This window comes from Nonomuraea roseoviolacea subsp. carminata, from assembly GCF_024172185.1.
Taxonomy (GTDB): domain Bacteria; phylum Actinomycetota; class Actinomycetes; order Streptosporangiales; family Streptosporangiaceae; genus Nonomuraea; species Nonomuraea roseoviolacea.
Map to the genome: position 1 here is coordinate 5,648,529 of NZ_JAMZEC010000001.1, position 15,797 is coordinate 5,664,325.

Below are 15,797 nucleotides of genomic sequence, written 5' to 3' on the forward strand. Positions count from 1 at the left end.
AGGCACCTGATGAAAGACGCCGAGCTGCGCGCGCGGGCCGCGAAAGTCGTCCCGGGCGGCATGTACGGCCACCTCAACGCCGCCATCTTCGCCCCCGGCTACCCGCAGTTCTTCGAGCGGGGCGAGGGCTGCCGGCAGTGGGACGTCGACGGCCGCGAGTACATCGACTTCATGTGCAGCTGGGGCCCCGTCGTGCTGGGCCACCGGCACCCCCGCGTCGAGGAGGCCGCGGCCCGGCAGCTCGCCCAGGGCGACTGCCTGAACGGCCCGGGGCCCGTCATGGTCGAGCTGGCCGAGCTGCTGGTGGACCTGATCCCCAGCGCCGACTGGGCGATGTTCTCCAAGAACGGCACCGACGCCACCACCCAGGCGCTCATGGTGGCCCGCGCGGCGACCGGCCGCACGAAGGTGCTCATGGCCCACGGCGCCTACCACGGCGCCGACCCGTGGTGCACGCCGTCGCCCGCGGGCACCACGCCCAACGAGCGGGCCGACCTGGTGGAGTTCGCCTACAACTCGCTGGAGTCGCTGGAGGCCGCGGCGGCGACCGTCGAGGGGGACGTGGCGGCGATCATCGTGACGCCGTTCAAGCACGACTCGTTCGAGGACCAGGAGCTCGTGGAGCCGGCCTTCGCCAGGGGAGCGCGGGCGCTGGCCGACCGGCTCGGCGCCGCGCTGGTGATCGACGACGTGCGGGCGGGCTTCCGGATCGACCTGCGCGGCTCGTGGGAGCCGTACGGGGTGCGCCCGGACCTGACGGCGTGGTCCAAGGCCATGGCCAACGGCTACCCGATCGCCGCCGTGACCGGCACCGACGCGCTGCGCGGCGCCGCCCAGACCCTGTACTCGACCGGCTCGTTCTGGTTCTCGGCGGTGGCGATGGCGGCGGCCAGGGCGACGATCGAGACGCTGCGCGACGAGGACGGCATCGCCGCGATGGAGCGCGCCGGCACCCAGCTGCGCGAGGGCCTGTACGCGCAGGCCAAGGCGCACGGCTTCACCGTGAACCAGACGGGCCCGGTGACGATCCCGTGGCTCAGCTTCGACGGCGACGCGGACCTGTCCACGGCTCTGTACTGGAGCGACGCCTGCCTGCGGCACGGGGTCTACCTGCACCCGTGGCACAACTGGTTCATGTCGGCGGCGCACACGGAGGAGGACGTGGCCCGCGCCCTCGAAGGGACGGACCTGGCCTTCGCCGAGACCCGCGCCCACCTCGGCTGAGCGGGCCCTTGCCCTCGCCGCCCCGCGTGGACGATCCTGTCCCGGGTGAGGGACGCGAGGCGGGGTCACGGCCCCTGTCCCGGGTCGGGGCACGCGAGACGGAGTCACGGCGAGGTCACGTCTCGATCGCGGCCCCTTGACGCAGCTCGGGGGGCGTCCGTACGTTCGGGCAAACATTAGGAAACTTTCCTAATAGCCCGTCAGGAGCCCCCATGACCCATCCCGGAGAGATCACCCGAAGGCAGCTCATCCGGCGCGCCGGCCTGACCGCGCTGATCGTGGGTCCCGGAGCGGGCCTGCTGGGCGGCTGCGCCACCGGCGGCGGCGACGAGCCGGCCGCGCCCGTCACCTCCGCCGCCGGCTCCGCCGACCCCCGCAATCCGTTCGGGGTGGACGCCAGGAAGCCGCTGAAGGTCACGATCTTCAGCGGCGGGTACGGCGACGCGTACGCCAAGGAGATCCACGAGCCGCTGTACAAGAAGGAGTTCCCCGGCGCGGCCGTCGAGCACGACGCCACCCAGCAGATCAGCACCCAGCTCCGCCCGCTGTTCGTCAGCGGCGACGTGCCCGACGTGGTCAACAACTCCGGCCCCCAGGCGCTCGACCTCGTGGCGCTGGCCGAGCAGGGCCACCTGGCCGACCTGACGGCCCTGTTCGACGCCCCGTCGATCGACGACCCGGCCAGGAAGGTCCGCGACGTCGTCACCCCGGCCGTCCTCGACAACGCCAAGATCGACGGTAAGGACCTCGTCCTCAACTACACGGTCTCCCACCGCGCCCTCTGGTACAACGCCAAGCTGTTCGCCGCCAAGGGCTGGACGGTCCCGAAGACGTGGGCCGAGTTCACCGCCCTGGGCGACAAGGCCAAGGCCGAGGGCATCCTGCTCTTCGCCTACCCGGGCCAGAAGGGCCCGTACTACCAGCTCTGGAACGTCCTCTACACCGCCGCCAAGATCGGCGGCAACCAGGCCATCATCGACATCGACAACCTCGTCGACGGCGCCTGGAAGAGCGAGCCGGTCAAGCAGGCCGTCGCCGCCTGGGCCGACATCCAGGCCAGGTACGGCGACAAGGCGTACTTCGGCCTCGACCACACCCAGACCCAGGTCAAGCAGCTCCAGGACAAGCTGCTCTTCTACCCGGTCGGCTCATGGATCGAGAACGAGATGGCCAAGGACAAGCCCGACGGCTTCGAGTACGCCATCGCCCCCATCCCGGACGTCACGGCGGCCGACAAGATGCCGTACGGCGCGATCCAGGTCGGCGTCGGCGAGAACTTCTTCGTCGCGGCCCGCGGCAAGAACCCGCAGGGCGGCCTGGAGTACCTGCGGATCATGCTGTCCAAGGACGGCGCGCGCGGCTTCACCGAGAAGACCCAGAACCTCACGGTGGTCAACGGCGCGGCCGAGGGGCTCGACCTGCCGCCCGGCCTGCGCAGCGCGGCCAAGGCCCAGGACGCCGCCGGGCAGAACATCATCACCGACGCGCGCTTCGAGGGCTGGTACAAGGAGCTGTTCGACTACGGCACCGAGCAGATCAACGTGGTCATGGCCGGGCGGATCACCCCCGACGAGTTCTGCTCCCGCATGCAGGCCAAGGCGGACGCGATCAAGAAGGACGGCTCCGTGCCCAAGCAGACGCGGGGCGAGTAGCCCATGGAGCGGTGGCGTACGTACGGCTTCGTCGCCGGGTTCCTCGCCGTCCCGATCGTCCTGTACACGGTGTTCGTCATCAGCCCGTACGTCCAGGCGTTCCAGATCTCGCTGACCGACTGGAACGGGATCGCCGCGCGGCCGGGCTACGTCGGGCTGGACAACTTCCGGCGCCTGCTCGGCGACGAGGTGTTCTGGCGGGCGTTGCGCAACCACGGCATCCTGCTGCTGGTGCTCCCGATCGCGACGATCGTGATCGCGCTGTTCTTCGCGTTCCTGCTCAACCTGGGCGGCGGCGCCCGCGGGCCGGGCATGGCCGGCGTGCGGGGCTCGGCGTTCTACCGCGTCGTGTTCTTCTTCCCGCAGGTGCTCGCCGTCGCCGTGGTCGGGGTGCTGTTCAAGGCCGTCTACCGGCCGGACGAGAGCGGCGTGATCAACGGCGCGCTGGTGAGGCTCGGGGCGGACCCGGTCGGCTGGCTGATCGAGCCGGACCTCGCGCTCTGGTCGATCATCGCGGTGATGGTCTGGCAGGCGGTCGGGTTCTACGTGGTGCTGTTCTCGGCCGGGATGGCGGCCATCCCGAAGGACTACTTCGAGGCGGCGGCGCTCGACGGGGCCGGGCGGGCCCGGCTGTTCTTCTCGATCACCCTCCCGCTGCTGCGCGACACCGTGCAGGTGGGGTGGGTGTACCTGGGCATCGCGGCCTTCGACGGGTTCGCGCTGATCCAGGTGCTGGCGGGGGACAAGGGCGAGCCCGACGGCGCCACGACCGTGCTGCCCATCGAGATCTGGAAGAACGCCTTCTCCTACTCCAAGGTGGGCTACGCCTCCGCCATGGGCGTGGCGCTGTTCTTCCTGACCGTGACGTTCGCGGTGCTGACGCTGCGCACCACCCGGCGGGAGAGGATCGACCTCTGACATGGCCCCGGACTCCCTCGACTCCGTCCGTCCGGTCCGTTCCGCCCGGAGTGTCCCGGACGCCCGGCCGCGGCCGGGCCTGCTGAACGGGCTCTCGCACGCCGCGCTCGCCGTCTGGGCGCTGCTGATCGTCGCGCCGCTGCTGTGGACGTTCCTGGCGTCGTTCAAGAGCAACACCGAGATCTTCGGCGACGCCCTCCAACTGCCCGGCGAGCTGCGGCTCGACGCGTGGGGGCGGGCCTGGGGGAAGGCGCACGTCGGGAGGTACCTGCTCAACACCGCCGTCGTCGTCGCCTTCAGCACGTTCGGCACGATGCTCTTCGGGTCGATGGCCGCGTACGTGCTCGCGCGCTACCGCTTCCCGGGCAGCCGGGTGATCTACTACTACTTCACGGCCGGCATGGCGTTTCCCGTGTTCCTGGCGCTCGGGCCGCTGTTCTTCGTGGTCAAGCGGGTCGGCCTGCTGTACACGCACACCGGCGTCGTCCTCGTCTACATCGCGTACTCGCTGCCGTTCACGATCTTCTTCCTGGCGGCGTTCTTCCGTACGCTGCCCGAGAGCGTGGCCGAGGCGGCCCGCATCGACGGCGCCTCCCACACCCGCACGTTCTTCCAGATCATGCTGCCCATGGCCAGGCCCGGCCTGGTCAGCATCACGATCTTCAACGTGCTCGGCCAGTGGAACCAGTACCTGCTGCCCCTGGTGCTGCTCGCCCGCGACGAGCGGGACTGGGTGATCACCCAGGGCATCGCCAACATCTCCACCCTGGCCGGCTACGAGGCCGACTGGCCCGGGCTGTTCGCCGCGGTCTGCATGGCGATCCTGCCGGTGCTCGTCGTCTACGTCATCTTCCAGCGCCAGATCCAGTCCGGGCTCGGCGCCGGGGCGCTGAAGTAACGTGACCTGCATGGACGTCGAGAAGATGCTCGCCGGGGTGCCCGACTGGCACCGCGAGGGCGAGGAGATCCGCCGCACGGTCACCGCACCCGACTTTCCCACGGCCATCCGGATCGTGGACGCGATCGCGGTCAAGGCCGAGGAGCTGAACCACCATCCCGACATCGACATCCGGTGGCGCAAACTGCACCTCGCGCTCACCACGCACGACAAGGGACACCTGACCGAGACGGACTTCCGGCTGGCCGCCCTCATCGACGGGATCGTCGCCGAACACGGTGCGTAGTCGCATCGTCACCCGCTAGAGTGGTGGCCCTCCACGAGCCGGCCGTACCCGCTCGTGACGCATCCTTTGTCACCACCCCGGGGGTTTTCCATGCGCATGCCCGTACCCATAGTGCTGCTCGCCGTGCTGGCGGCAGGCTGTGCGCCCACCACGGCCGGTCAGGCCGGCACCGCCCAGACCCAGGAGTCGCCGGCCCAGGAGGCGGCCGCCCACACGCCGTCGCCGGAGCCCACGCCCGGCGGCAAGGGCGCAGCCGCCGCCGCGGCCCGGTCCGGCTCCCTGTCGTCCAGCGGCAACTTCACGGCCGACGGCAAGCGGGCCGTCGTCTACGCCCGCAAGCTGGCCCCCGAGGGGGCGCGGGCCAGCATCACCGTCGAGTCGTCCAGCGGCCAGACGCTGTCGTCGCTCGTCGTCGAGGGCCTGCTGCCCAACCGGCCCTACGGCGCCCACCTGCACACCAAGCCGTGCGGCCCCAAGGCCGACGACGCCGGCCCGCACTACCAGCACGAGAAGGGCGAGGTCAGCGCCGCCAACGAGGTCTGGCTCGACTTCACCACCGACGCCTCCGGCGCCGGGCGCGCCACCGCGCGCAACCCGTGGACGTTCTCCCCGGGCCGGCGGCCGCACTCGCTGGTCATCCACGCCAAGCCGACGACCGCCGCCGGGCCGAAGGCGGGCGAGGCCGGCGAGCGGGTCGCCTGCCTCACGCTGGGCTGACCCGAGGAGCTGACCTGCTGGGCGGCCACCGTGCCGGCGGACGGCCGCCCGGCCGCCCGGCCGCTCTCCGCCACCCACGAGGCTCCGGCCGGTGCGACGCACCGGCCCGGGGCCTCACGGCGTCGTCAGGCGGGGCTTCACGGCGTCGTCAGGCGGGGCCTCACGGCGTCGTCAGGCGGGGCCTCACGGCGTCGTCAGGCGGGCTGCCACAGCTCGACCCGGTTGCCCTCCGGGTCGGTGACCCAGCCGAACCGGCCGACGCCCTCCATGTCCTGCGTCTCCTCGGCCACGTCAGCGCCCTTGGCGCGCAACTGCGCGAGCATCGCGTCGAGGTCGCGCACCCGGAAGTTGAGCATGGCCCGCTGGGCGCGCGACCCGAAGTAGTCGGTCCCGGACTCGAACGTCGCGAACACCGTCGGCCCGGTCTCCTGGCGCCACAGGCCGTGCTCGTCGGCGTCCAGGCCCAGGCAGTCGCGGTACCACGCGCCCAGGGCCGCCGGGTCGGCGGCGCGCAGGAAGTATCCACCGATGCCGAGCACACGTTCCATGCCGCCATCCTGCCAGGACGGCGATCGGGCGGGCCGCTGTATCAAGGAGCGCCGCCGCGCCCTCCTTCCCTACGGGACGCGTACGGAGGGAGACGGTCATGCGAAGGAACGAGGCGGCGCTCGCCTGCCTGGTGACGGTGGCGGTGGTGGTGGGGACGGCCGGGTGCCGGGCGCCGGTCGAGCCCCCGCACCTGCGGCTGCCGGGTGACGTGCCCGCGCCGCGGGTCGAACCGCGGCGCCCCAGGCTGCACGATCTCCCGCTGCCGAACCCGGAGCCGCCGGACCTGGACGACACCCAGCAGCCCTACTGGCCGCCGCCGTCCCGGCGCGCGTGACAGGGCCGGGTCAGACATCCCTGGACGTCGGATGTCAAGCGGTGAGGTCGGAGTCGCGGTGCGACCAGGCGGTTGCCGATGCGGCGGAGACCGGCCGATCTCGCCCACCCCGATGACCCCGGTCCGCTTCACCGTGTCTTCCTCCCGATCCGTGGTCGTACGTATTACAGCGGTCTGTACCGTGACTTCGGTTGCTGGCGGGATTCAGCGCGGAGGTCGGCGTCCATAGCGTTGTCCTCATGAGCGATCCGTACAGAATTGACACATATGAGAGGCCGGCGCACAGCCCGCGAACCCGGCCGCGGCGACCGGCGTCGCGTGCCCTGCTGTGGGTCCTGGCGGTGGGCGGAGCCTCGGTGAACGTGGCGGCCAACATCGTCACGCAGGGAGCTCTGAACCCCGTGGGGCTGTTGTCGGGCGTGGTGGGCGTGGCCGCCATCGCCGGGCTGCTGATCCTGCGCTTCGCCGGAGGCCGGTCGTGAGGCCCGGCATTGAGGCAGTCGTCACGCTGGAGCGGGTGAGCAAGACCTACGGTGACGTGGTCGCCCTCGACGACGTCTCGCTGGCCTTCCCGCGCGGCCGGTTCGTGGCCGTCATGGGCCCGTCGGGCTCGGGGAAGAGCACCCTCCTGCAGGCCGCCGCGGCGCTGGAGCCGCCGACCTCCGGCGAGATCACCATCTGCGGCGTCGAGGTCACCCGCATGTCGGAGACCCGGCGCACGGAGTGGCGCAGGAAGCACCTGGGCTACGTGTTCCAGTCCTACAACCTGCTGCCCACCGTGACCGTCGAGGACAACGTCACGTTGCCGTTGCGGATGGCCGGGGTGCGCCCGGACCGGGCCTGGCTCGGCCAGCTGATCGACCGGATGGGCCTGCGTGACCGGATGCGGCACCTGCCCACGGAGTTGTCGGGCGGCCAGCAGCAGCGGGCGGCGATCGTCCGGGCCCTGGCCGCGCGCCCGGACGTGGTGTTCGCCGACGAGCCCACCGGCGCCCTCGACCTGCGCAGCGCCGCCCACGTGCTGGACCTGCTGCGCGAGCTGGTCGACGACCTGGGCCAGACCGTCGTCATGGTCACCCACGACCCGGCCGCCGCGGCCCGCGCGCACGACACCGTGGTCATGGCCGACGGGCGGGTCCTCGACGTCCTGCCCGCCCCCACCGCCGAGGACCTGGCCGTACGGCTGGCGCGGCTGAGCGGGGAGCGGGTCGCGTGATCAGGCTCGCGCTGGCGCTCGCCAAGGCGGGCGGGCTGGTCGTGGTGTTCGCGGCGGTGCTGGGCGGTATGGCGCTGGTGACCGGGACCGGCGTGCTGGTGGACTCGGCCTTCCGCGCGCAGCCGCCCCTGCGGCTGTCGGGCGCCGACGTGCTGGTCTCCGCGCGGCAGTCGATCCCGCTCAAGGAGGAGCCGGACATCGCGCTGCCCGAACGCGCCAGGATCCCCGGCTCGCTGGTCGCCTCGGCGTCAGAGGTGCCCGGCGTGGCGGCCGTGGCCGGCGACCTCGCCTTTCCCGCCGCCGTCGGGTCCGGGACGGCCGGACGGACCGCCGACCCCGCCACCGCCGGGCACGGATGGTCCTCCCTCGCGCTGAGCGGCCGGATCACCGCCGGACGGGCGCCGCGCGCCGCCGACGAGATCGCGGTGCGCGGCGCGCGGGTCGGCGACCGGCTGCGGCTGACGGCGGCCGGCACACCGGGCACCTACCGGGTGAGCGCCGTGGTGGACGCCCCGGGCGTGTACTTCACCGACGCCGTCGCCACCGCCCTGGCCGCCCGGACGGCGGGCCGGGCGGGGACCGTGGACCTCGTCGCGGTCCGCGCGGCGCCCGGCGTCTCGCCTGAGACGCTGGCCGCCCGGCTGAAGGCCGGCCTCGGCGACGGCTACGAGTACGCCACGGGCCGGGACCGGGCCGACGCGGAGTCGCCGGGCGCGGCGGCCGGGCGCGGGCTGCTGCTGGTCCTGCCCTCCTCGATCGGCGGGATCAGCCTGCTGGTGGTGGGGTTCGTGGTGGGCGGCGGCCTGGCGTTGTCGGTCAACCGGCAGCGCCGCGACCTCGCCCTGCTCCGCGCGGCCGGCGCGACCCCGCGCCAGGTGCGCAGGCTGGTGGCCGTCCAGGCCGCGGCGGCGGCGCTGCCGGCGGTGCCGTTCGGGGCCGCGCTCGGCTACTTCCTGGCCGCCCGCTTCGGCGAGCTGCTGGCCGGGATCGGGCTGGTGCGCGCGGACCAGCCGCTGGTGTACGGGCCGTTGCCGGCCGTGGCCGCGGCGCTGCTGCTGCTCGCCGTCACGCGGGTGGCCGCGTGGGCGGGGTCGCTGCGGGTCTCGCGCATGCCGGTGGTCTCCGGGCTACCGGAGCCGCGCACGCCGTCGCCGGGGCGGACCCGGGCGGGGCTGCTGCTCATGCTCGCCGCGCTGGGGCTGTCCGTGACGCCGCTGGCCGTACGGAGCGAGGCGGGCATGATCGGTCCGGGCATCGCGTCGATCGTCGCGGTGATCGGCCTGGCGCTGGCCGGTCCGCGGCTGGTGCAGGGGGTGGCCAGGGCGCTGGCCGGATCGCGGCTCATGACCCGGCTGCCCGGCCCGCTGTGGCTGGCGGTGCACAACTCCCACGGGTACGCATTGCGGACCGCCGGAGCCGTGGCCGCCCTCGGCATGGTCGTCACGCTGGGTCTCAGCGTGGTGCTCACCCAGACCACGATGGCCAAGGCGCGCTCCGACGAGGTCGCCCTGGGCCTGCGCGGCCTCGTCACGATCACCGCTCCCGGCCTCGGCGGCGTCCCGCGCGACCTGCTGGCCGACGTACGCTCGCGGACGGAGGCGGCGGGCATGGCGATGACGACCGTGGTGACCGAGCCGATGCTGACCGGCGACGACCCCGGCCTGATGGCCCGGCCCGCCATGGCGCTCGGCCCGGACGCCGAGGGCCTGGTCGACCTGGACCTCGCCGACGGCCGCCTGTCCGGGCTCAAGGGCGCGGCCGTAGCCGTGGAAGAGGGCCTGGGCCGGGTCGGCCGGAGCATGGACGTGATCATGGGCGACGGCGCACGGGTGCGGGCGCGGGTGGCCGCCACCTACCGGCGCGGCCTCGGGTTCGGCCCGATCGTGGTCTCCCGCGACCTGGCCGCCGCGCACACGACGACCGGCCTGGACAGCGCGGTGCTGGCCCGTCCGGCCGACTTCGGCGACCTCGCGCGCCGCCCCGGGTTGCGCTTCGACAGCCGTGCCGCGGGACCGCAGGCCGCCATGGCCTCGGCCCAGACGCTGGTGAACGTGGCCGTGCTCGCCGTGCTGCTGGGCTACGTGCTGGTGGCGGTCGCCAACCGGCTGGTGGCGACGACGACCGCGCGCCGGGAGGAGTTCGCCGGGCTGCGCGCGATCGGCCTGACCCGGCGTCAGCTCAGGCGGGTGGTGCGCTGGGAGGCGCTGCTCGTGGGCGCGGCGGCGTCGGTGTCGGGGCTGGTGTTGTCGGCGGTGCCGCTGGTGCTGCTGAGCGTGGGTTTCCTGGCCCGCCCGCTGCCTGCCGGGCCGTTGTGGCTGGTGCCCGCCTCTATCCTGGCGGTGATGACGATCGTGTCCCTCGCCATGGAGCTACCCGCCCGGAAGATCATGACTTGATGTGAAAGCTCTGTGGCGGTTTGTTCGGTATCACCTGATCGTGTTCGCGTCGGCCCTGGGCGCGATGGTCTCGCTGGCGGTCCTCGCCGTGGGCGTCGCGCTCGTCCCGGTGGGCGGGGCGGGGCTCGTCCTGATGCCGCGCATGATGGCGGTGCTCCACCGGTGGACCGAGTGGCAGCGCGCGCAGGCCGGCGCGGTGCTGGGGGTCGACGTGCCGGCGCGCCCGGCGCCGCCCGCCCCGGCCGGAGTGCGCGAGCAGTGGCGGCAGCTCCTCATGGGCACGCGGGCCAGGCGCGACCTGCGCTGGACGGCGCTGCACGTCGTCGTGGGCCTGCCCGCCGCGCTGGCCGCGCTCACGGTGGCCGGGCTGCTGGTGAACCCCGTGCTGGAGGCCCCGCTGTGGTGGCTGTTCCCCGCGGACGAACCGCTGCGGCTGCTGGTGGCCGTCCCGGTCACCGGATGGCGGCAGGCGATCGGCATGGGTGTGGCGCAGGTCGTCCTGGCCGCGCCGCTGGCCTGGTGGGCGCTGCCGCGGCTGGCCCGGCTGCACGCCCGCGCCTGCCTGGCCGCGCTCGCCCCTTCGGAGGCCGACCGGCTGGCCGAGCGGGTCGGCGAGCTGACCGAGAGCAGGTCGAACGTCCTCGACGCGCACGCCGCCGAGCTGCGCCGCATCGAGCGCGACCTGCACGACGGCACCCAGGCGCGGCTGGTCGCCATCGCGATGCGGCTGGCCATGGCCCGTGAGGCGCTCGACGACGACGGCGGGCCCGTCGGCCGGCTGCTGAAGGACGCGCACGAGGGCACCGAGGAGGCGATGACCGAGCTGCGGCAGGTGATCCGCACGATGTACCCGCCCGTCCTGGCCGACAGGGGGCTGGCCGGCGCGGTGGCCGCCGTGACGGCCAAGGCCGGCCTGCCCGTCGAGACGGACGTGAGCGGCCTCGGCGCCGTGCCCGCCGCGGTCGAGACGGCGGCCTACTTCATCGTGGCCGAGGCGGTCACGAACGCCACCAAGCACAGCGGCGCCGGCCACGTCACCGTACGGCTGGCGTCCGGACGCGTGCTGCGCATCGAGGTCTGCGACGACGGCAGGGGCGGCGTGGACGAGAGCCGCGGCACCGGCGTCACCGGCATCCGCAGGAGGGCCGCCGCGCTCGACGGTACCTTGTCCATCGTCAGCCCTCCCGGAGGGCCCACCCGTCTCGTCGTGGAGCTGCCGTGCGCGTCGTGATCGCCGAGGACAACGTCCTGCTGTCCACGGGCCTGGAACTGCTCCTGACCAGCAAGGACATCGAGGTGGCCGCGGTCGTGCCGGACGCCGGCGCCCTGATGGACGCCGTCACCGAGCACCGGCCCGACCTGGTGATCGCCGACGTGCGGCTGCCGCCGTCGTTCCGCGACGAGGGCATCAGGGCCGCCGTGGCCCTCCGGCGCGCCGACCCGGCCCTGCCCATCCTCGTCCTGTCCCAGTACGTCGAGCGCATCTACGCCCGCGAGCTGCTGGCGCACGGCTCCGGCGGCGTCGGCTACCTGCTGAAGGACCGGGTCAGCCGGGTGAGCCAGTTCGTCGAGGACGTCCGCCGGGTCGCCGCGGGCGGCACGGTCATGGACCCCGAGGTCATCACCCAGCTCATGGCCGGGCGAGGCCACGGCCTGGACAGCCTCACCGGCCGGGAGCGGGAGGTGTTGTCCTGGATGGCCCAGGGCCTGAGCAACACCGAGATCGGCGAGCGGCTGACGATCACCGACAACGCGGTGCACAAGCACATCGGCAGCATCTTCGCCAAGCTCGGCCTGACCGTCTCGGACGGCGGCCACCGCCGGGTGCTGGCCGTGCTCACCTTCCTCGACGACCAGTGACCCGCCTCCCCTACGCCGGGCCCAGGCGGGCGCGCACGGCCGCGTCCACGTCGGGCGGCAGCGGGCCCTTGCGGGCGGCGGCGACGTTGGCCCGCAGGTGTTCCGGCCGGGCCGAGCCGACGATCACCGCGTGCAGCTCCGGATGGCCGAGGATGAACCGGAGCAGCAGCTCGGCCACCGGCGCGCCGTCGGCCAGCTCCTCCAGGCGGGCGGCGGCGAGCCGGGCGTGACGCTCGGCCAGCGGCCGGCGCACCGGCTCGGGCACGGCCTCGGGCGGCGGCGCGAGGGAGCGGGCCACCGCCCCGCGGGCGATCGTGCCCGCCCCGCTCGCCCCGGCGGCCCCGGCGAGCCGTTCGTGGGAGCGGTCGAGCGCCGAGTAGGGCAGCAGGAACACGTCGAACGCTCCCGTCGCGATGTGGTCGGGAAGGTGCGGCAGCTCCCCCGACATGCCGGTGAAGCGGATCAGGCCCTCGTCCTGGAGTGCCCGCATCCCGGCGATGGTGTCCTCGGCCGCCATCACCGGGACGCTCGGGCTGAGGTGCACCATCAGCACGTCGAGATGGCCGGTGCGCATCCGGCGCAGGCTCCGCTCGACGCCCGCGCGCACGTTCGCCCTCGTGTAGACGTGCGCGGGGTCGCCGTCGTCGAGAGGGCAGCCGCACTTGCCCGCCAGGACGAACTCGTCGCGCCGGTGCGCGATCCAGCGGCCGATGTGCTCCTCGGCGTCGCCGTAGTCGGGTGCGGTGTCGATGAGGTTCACCCCGGCGTCCAGGGCCTCGTTCAGCACGGCGCGGGCCGCGTCGTCGGACACCGGCGGGCCCCAGGCGCGGGGGCCGCGCAGTTCCATGGCGCCGTAGCCGAGGCGGCTGACGCGCAGGCCGGTGCGGCCGAGGGTGGCGGTGGGCAGGGTCATGTCAGTGCTTCGCGTAGTGGCCGGCGACGGCGGCGAAGGCGGCCTTGGGGTCCCAGGGCAGGCCGGGGTAGGCGGTGCCGGAGCGGTCCTCGTAGACCTTGACGACGCCGTAGCTCGCCAGGTCCAGGTCGTCGCGGGGGTCGCCGTCGGGGCGGTGCGGGTGGTCGCGCAGCGCGAAGGTGAACACGAAGGCGCCGTCCACGCCGGCCGAGTCGAAGATCTCCAGCAGCTCGCGCACGTACGCGGCCTGGCCCTCCTCGTCGCGGGCGTGCTCGCCGGTCAGCCGGAGGGGCTCGCGGGTGCCGGGGGCGTACTCGACGATCTCCAGGCCGAGCGCGCCCCGGTCGCCCGCGCCGCGGTAGGTCGCCGAGCCGAACTCGGTGATCGCGACCGGCCTGCCCTGCGCGACGAGGGTGCGCACGCCCTGTTCGAACACGTCCACGATCTCGGCCGACCGGTAGAGGTCCACGGAGACGAGGTCGAACGGCGTCCAGTCGACGCCTTCGAGCGGCACGGAGGCGTAGGTCACCCGGCCGCCGAACCGCTCGCGCACGACGGCCACCGCCCGACCGAGGAAGTCGTTGACCCGCGTGCGGACGCCGCCGACCAGCTCGCGCACCCGTTCCGGACGGCTCAGCAGGGCGACTCGCTCGTCGATGTCGTCACCGGGCAGGAAGCCCTTGTTCATCAGGCACAGCTCGGCGCCGGTGACGAAGACCACCTCGGCGCCGCGCCGCCGGATCCGTTCGGCGCGCTCGGCGCAGTCGGCGAACAGCGCCAGCGTCTCCTCCTCGGTCAGCTCCAGCGGATAGGGCGAGAACCACACCTCCAGCCCGAGGTCGGCGGCGTGCCCGGCGGCGATCTCCAGGCGCTCGGGGTCGCCCCCCATGACGCGGACGGCCGTGCAGTGCAGGTCGTCCCGGATGACGCGCATCTCGCGCGCCACCACGTCGGGGTCGAACCCCGGGTGGCCGATCGTCCCGTTGACGACGAAACCGGTGTCGTAGCTGATGCCTTTGGCACGCATGGGTGTCCCTTCACTCTTTACGGTACTGGTCGTACCTTAGTCCATATGAGGTACGGTCGGTACCCTCAAACCGAGGAGGGTGGCGATGGCCGAGGCAGGCGGGCGGACACGGCGGCGCGGGGTCGCGCTGGAGGAGGCGATCCTGAGCGCGGCGGCCGACGAGCTCACCGAGTCGGGGTTCGCCGGGCTGACCATGGACAGGGTCGCCGCCCGCGCCGGCACCAACAAGAACGCCATCTACCGCCGCTGGCCGGGCCGCCTGGCCCTCGGCGTCGCCGCCTACAAGCGGCTGGCCACGACGGTCTCGCCGCCCGACACCGGCGAGCTGCGCGGCGACGCCCTGGAGCTGCTGCGCCGGGCCAATCGCTACTGGAGCTCGCCCCTCGGCGCGATCCTCCGCGACCTGATCGCCGCCGCCGGCGGCGCCGCCGAGCTGCTGGCCCAGCTCCAGGAGCAGTCGGACGACGCGGTGGCCGCGCCCTGGCTGGCCGTCCTGGAACGGGCGGTGGCCCGCGGCGAGGCCGCCCCCGAGTCGCTGCGCCCGAGGGTCGCCACGGTGGCGATCGTGCTGCTGCGCAACGAGTTCGTGGTGCGGGGCGCGCCCAGTGCGCCCGACGACGTCCTCGTGGAGATCGTGGACGAGGTCTTCCTGCCGCTGGCCCGGCGAGGTCAGGGCGCCTGAGGCAGGCTCACCGGAGCCGGTCGATCTCCCCGGGGTGGAGCTCTGTGCGCGCGTGGTGGAACGACAGCCGGTGCGCCCGGCCCTCGGGTGAGGGGAAGGAGGGGCCGGGCCGGGCCATCCGTCGCAGGTCGCGGACCTGGGCCAGCAGGTCCGCAGGGACGTCCGGCTCGGGGAACGACCTGATGAGCATGGCTCCCGAGTGTGCCGCGCGACGGGCCCCGGGCGAACCGGTTTCCGCGGCGCGGGCTCCCATCAGCCGAAGACGGCCGGGGGCGGGACCGGGGCCAGCACCGGCTCGCCGTCCCGGATGGGGGCCGCCCCCGCCACGAAGCGGGTCAGCGCGTCCCCGTACAGACACCGGGCCTGGGTGAGCCCTCCGGCGGCGCGGCGCGTGAGGAGGTCCACGGGCAGGGCCGTGCGCGAGGCGGCCAGGATGAGGTTGCCGAAGCGGCGCCCCCGCAGCACACCGGGCTCCGAGAGCAGCGCGACGTGGCCGAACGTGTCCTGGACCGTGGCCGCGAGCCGCCGGGCGAAGGTCAGCCCCTTGCCGTCGGCGAGGTTGACGAGCAGCGTGCCGGACGGCCGCAGCACGCGGGCGAGGTCGCCCATGTACTCGGCGGTGGCCAGCTCGACCGGCATGGTGGCCCCGGCGAACGCGTCGAGCACGACGAGGTCGGCGGAGGAGTCCCAGACCCGGGCGGCGCCCTCGCGGCCGTCCATGACCAGCACCTTCAGGCGCGGCACCGACCGCAGGTCGAGCTGCTCGCGGATGAGGTTGACGAGGAGGCCGTCGGGCTCGATGACGATGTGGCGGGAGCCGGGCCGGGTGGTGGCGACGTAGCGGGGGATCGTGCAGGCGCCGCCCCCCACGTGGACGCAGCTCAGCGGCCCCTCCGGCAGGACGTCGATGACGTCCGCCATGAGCTGTACGTACTCGAAATCCAGATATGTGGGGTCTTGTAGGTCCACATAGGACTGCGGTACGCCATCCTTGGACAGCACCCAGCCGTCCTGCCGGTCCAGATCCCGGAGCAGTTCGATCTCGCCGAAGGTCACCGGGTACAGGCCGGGCATCGGTTCGCGCTGTGCTCGTGCCACGTTGCTGCCTCCCTGGGAGAACACCGT

18 protein-coding genes are annotated in these 15,797 nt (G+C 73.4%); 13 read left to right on the forward strand and 5 right to left on the reverse strand.

Translation table 11 applies throughout. The annotated features are described in order from the left end of the window. The first annotated feature begins 9 nt into the window (after positions 1-9). The 6 genes from HD595_RS26200 to HD595_RS26225 all read left to right on the forward strand — a co-directional run bounded on the left by HD595_RS26200 (position 10) and on the right by HD595_RS26225 (position 5,695). Positions 10-1,224 carry an aminotransferase class III-fold pyridoxal phosphate-dependent enzyme gene (locus HD595_RS26200; protein WP_253773420.1) on the forward strand — a complete coding sequence of 405 codons (1,215 nt, stop codon included), beginning with the start codon at positions 10-12 and terminating at the stop codon, positions 1,222-1,224. A gap of 212 nt (positions 1,225-1,436) precedes the next feature. Beyond that, positions 1,437-2,876, forward strand: a complete 1,440-nt coding sequence (ngcE, locus tag HD595_RS26205; RefSeq protein ID WP_253773422.1) for an N-acetylglucosamine/diacetylchitobiose ABC transporter substrate-binding protein — start codon at positions 1,437-1,439, stop codon at positions 2,874-2,876. Between the two features lie 3 nt (positions 2,877-2,879). Next, positions 2,880-3,794 (forward strand): carbohydrate ABC transporter permease, encoded by a 915-nt coding sequence (locus HD595_RS26210; RefSeq protein ID WP_253773424.1) that lies wholly within the window; start codon positions 2,880-2,882, stop codon positions 3,792-3,794. A 1-nt stretch (position 3,795) separates the two neighbouring features. Beyond that, positions 3,796-4,692 carry a carbohydrate ABC transporter permease gene (locus tag HD595_RS26215; protein WP_253773426.1) on the forward strand — a complete coding sequence of 299 codons (897 nt, stop codon included), beginning with the start codon at positions 3,796-3,798 and terminating at the stop codon, positions 4,690-4,692. A 10-nt stretch (positions 4,693-4,702) separates the two neighbouring features. Next, positions 4,703-4,978, forward strand: coding sequence for a 4a-hydroxytetrahydrobiopterin dehydratase (locus HD595_RS26220; RefSeq protein WP_253773428.1), 276 nt, complete (start codon positions 4,703-4,705; stop codon positions 4,976-4,978). A gap of 96 nt (positions 4,979-5,074) precedes the next feature. Then, positions 5,075-5,695, forward strand: a complete 621-nt coding sequence (locus tag HD595_RS26225) for a superoxide dismutase family protein (RefSeq protein ID WP_253773430.1) — start codon at positions 5,075-5,077, stop codon at positions 5,693-5,695. A gap of 194 nt (positions 5,696-5,889) precedes the next feature. Here HD595_RS26225 and HD595_RS26230 read toward each other — a convergent pair whose 3' ends face one another. After that, positions 5,890-6,243 (reverse strand): VOC family protein, encoded by a 354-nt coding sequence (locus HD595_RS26230; RefSeq protein ID WP_253773432.1) that lies wholly within the window; start codon positions 6,241-6,243, stop codon positions 5,890-5,892. 98 nt (positions 6,244-6,341) lie between these two features. On the opposite strand from HD595_RS26230, the gene HD595_RS26235 reads away from it, so the two are divergent. The 6 genes from HD595_RS26235 (at position 6,342) to HD595_RS26255 (ending at position 12,050) form a co-directional block, all read left to right on the forward strand. Beyond that, positions 6,342-6,578 carry a hypothetical protein gene (locus tag HD595_RS26235; RefSeq protein ID WP_253773434.1) on the forward strand — a complete coding sequence of 79 codons (237 nt, stop codon included), beginning with the start codon at positions 6,342-6,344 and terminating at the stop codon, positions 6,576-6,578. 356 nt (positions 6,579-6,934) lie between these two features. Then, the gene (locus tag HD595_RS46080; RefSeq protein WP_301309601.1) at positions 6,935-7,060 is read left to right on the forward strand and encodes a hypothetical protein; all 126 of its coding nucleotides are present in this window, start codon (positions 6,935-6,937) and stop codon (positions 7,058-7,060) included. Beyond that, entirely contained in the window at positions 7,057-7,794 is a 738-nt protein-coding gene (locus HD595_RS26240) for an ABC transporter ATP-binding protein (RefSeq protein ID WP_253773436.1), read from the forward strand. The genes HD595_RS46080 and HD595_RS26240 overlap by 4 nt, the downstream gene beginning before the upstream one ends. Then, positions 7,791-10,190: an FtsX-like permease family protein gene (locus HD595_RS26245; RefSeq protein WP_253773438.1), complete on the forward strand. Its 2,400-nt coding sequence runs from the start codon at positions 7,791-7,793 to the stop codon at positions 10,188-10,190. The genes HD595_RS26240 and HD595_RS26245 overlap by 4 nt, the downstream gene beginning before the upstream one ends. A gap of 40 nt (positions 10,191-10,230) precedes the next feature. Continuing rightward, positions 10,231-11,421, forward strand: coding sequence for a sensor histidine kinase (locus HD595_RS26250; RefSeq protein ID WP_253773440.1), 1,191 nt, complete (start codon positions 10,231-10,233; stop codon positions 11,419-11,421). Then, positions 11,409-12,050 carry a response regulator transcription factor gene (locus tag HD595_RS26255; protein ID WP_253773442.1) on the forward strand — a complete coding sequence of 214 codons (642 nt, stop codon included), beginning with the start codon at positions 11,409-11,411 and terminating at the stop codon, positions 12,048-12,050. Before HD595_RS26250 ends, HD595_RS26255 begins: the two co-directional genes overlap by 13 nt. A 10-nt stretch (positions 12,051-12,060) precedes the next feature. Here HD595_RS26255 and HD595_RS26260 read toward each other — a convergent pair whose 3' ends face one another. After that, entirely contained in the window at positions 12,061-12,963 is a 903-nt protein-coding gene (locus HD595_RS26260) for an aldo/keto reductase (protein WP_253773444.1), read from the reverse strand. A 1-nt stretch (position 12,964) separates the two neighbouring features. Further along, positions 12,965-13,990, reverse strand: coding sequence for a hypothetical protein (locus HD595_RS26265; RefSeq protein ID WP_253773446.1), 1,026 nt, complete (start codon positions 13,988-13,990; stop codon positions 12,965-12,967). A gap of 85 nt (positions 13,991-14,075) precedes the next feature. Here HD595_RS26265 and HD595_RS26270 point away from each other — a divergent pair, with 85 nt between their 5' ends. Continuing rightward, positions 14,076-14,672, forward strand: coding sequence for a TetR/AcrR family transcriptional regulator (locus HD595_RS26270; RefSeq protein WP_253773448.1), 597 nt, complete (start codon positions 14,076-14,078; stop codon positions 14,670-14,672). A 7-nt stretch (positions 14,673-14,679) separates the two neighbouring features. On the opposite strand, the gene HD595_RS26275 is transcribed toward HD595_RS26270, so the two are convergent. Together HD595_RS26275 and HD595_RS26280 are read right to left on the reverse strand one after the other, a co-directional pair. Continuing rightward, the gene (locus HD595_RS26275; RefSeq protein WP_253773450.1) at positions 14,680-14,862 is read right to left on the reverse strand and encodes a hypothetical protein; all 183 of its coding nucleotides are present in this window, start codon (positions 14,860-14,862) and stop codon (positions 14,680-14,682) included. A 62-nt stretch (positions 14,863-14,924) separates the two neighbouring features. Further along, positions 14,925-15,746, reverse strand: a complete 822-nt coding sequence (locus HD595_RS26280) for a spermidine synthase (RefSeq protein WP_253781320.1) — start codon at positions 15,744-15,746, stop codon at positions 14,925-14,927. Positions 15,747-15,797 lie beyond the last annotated feature (51 nt).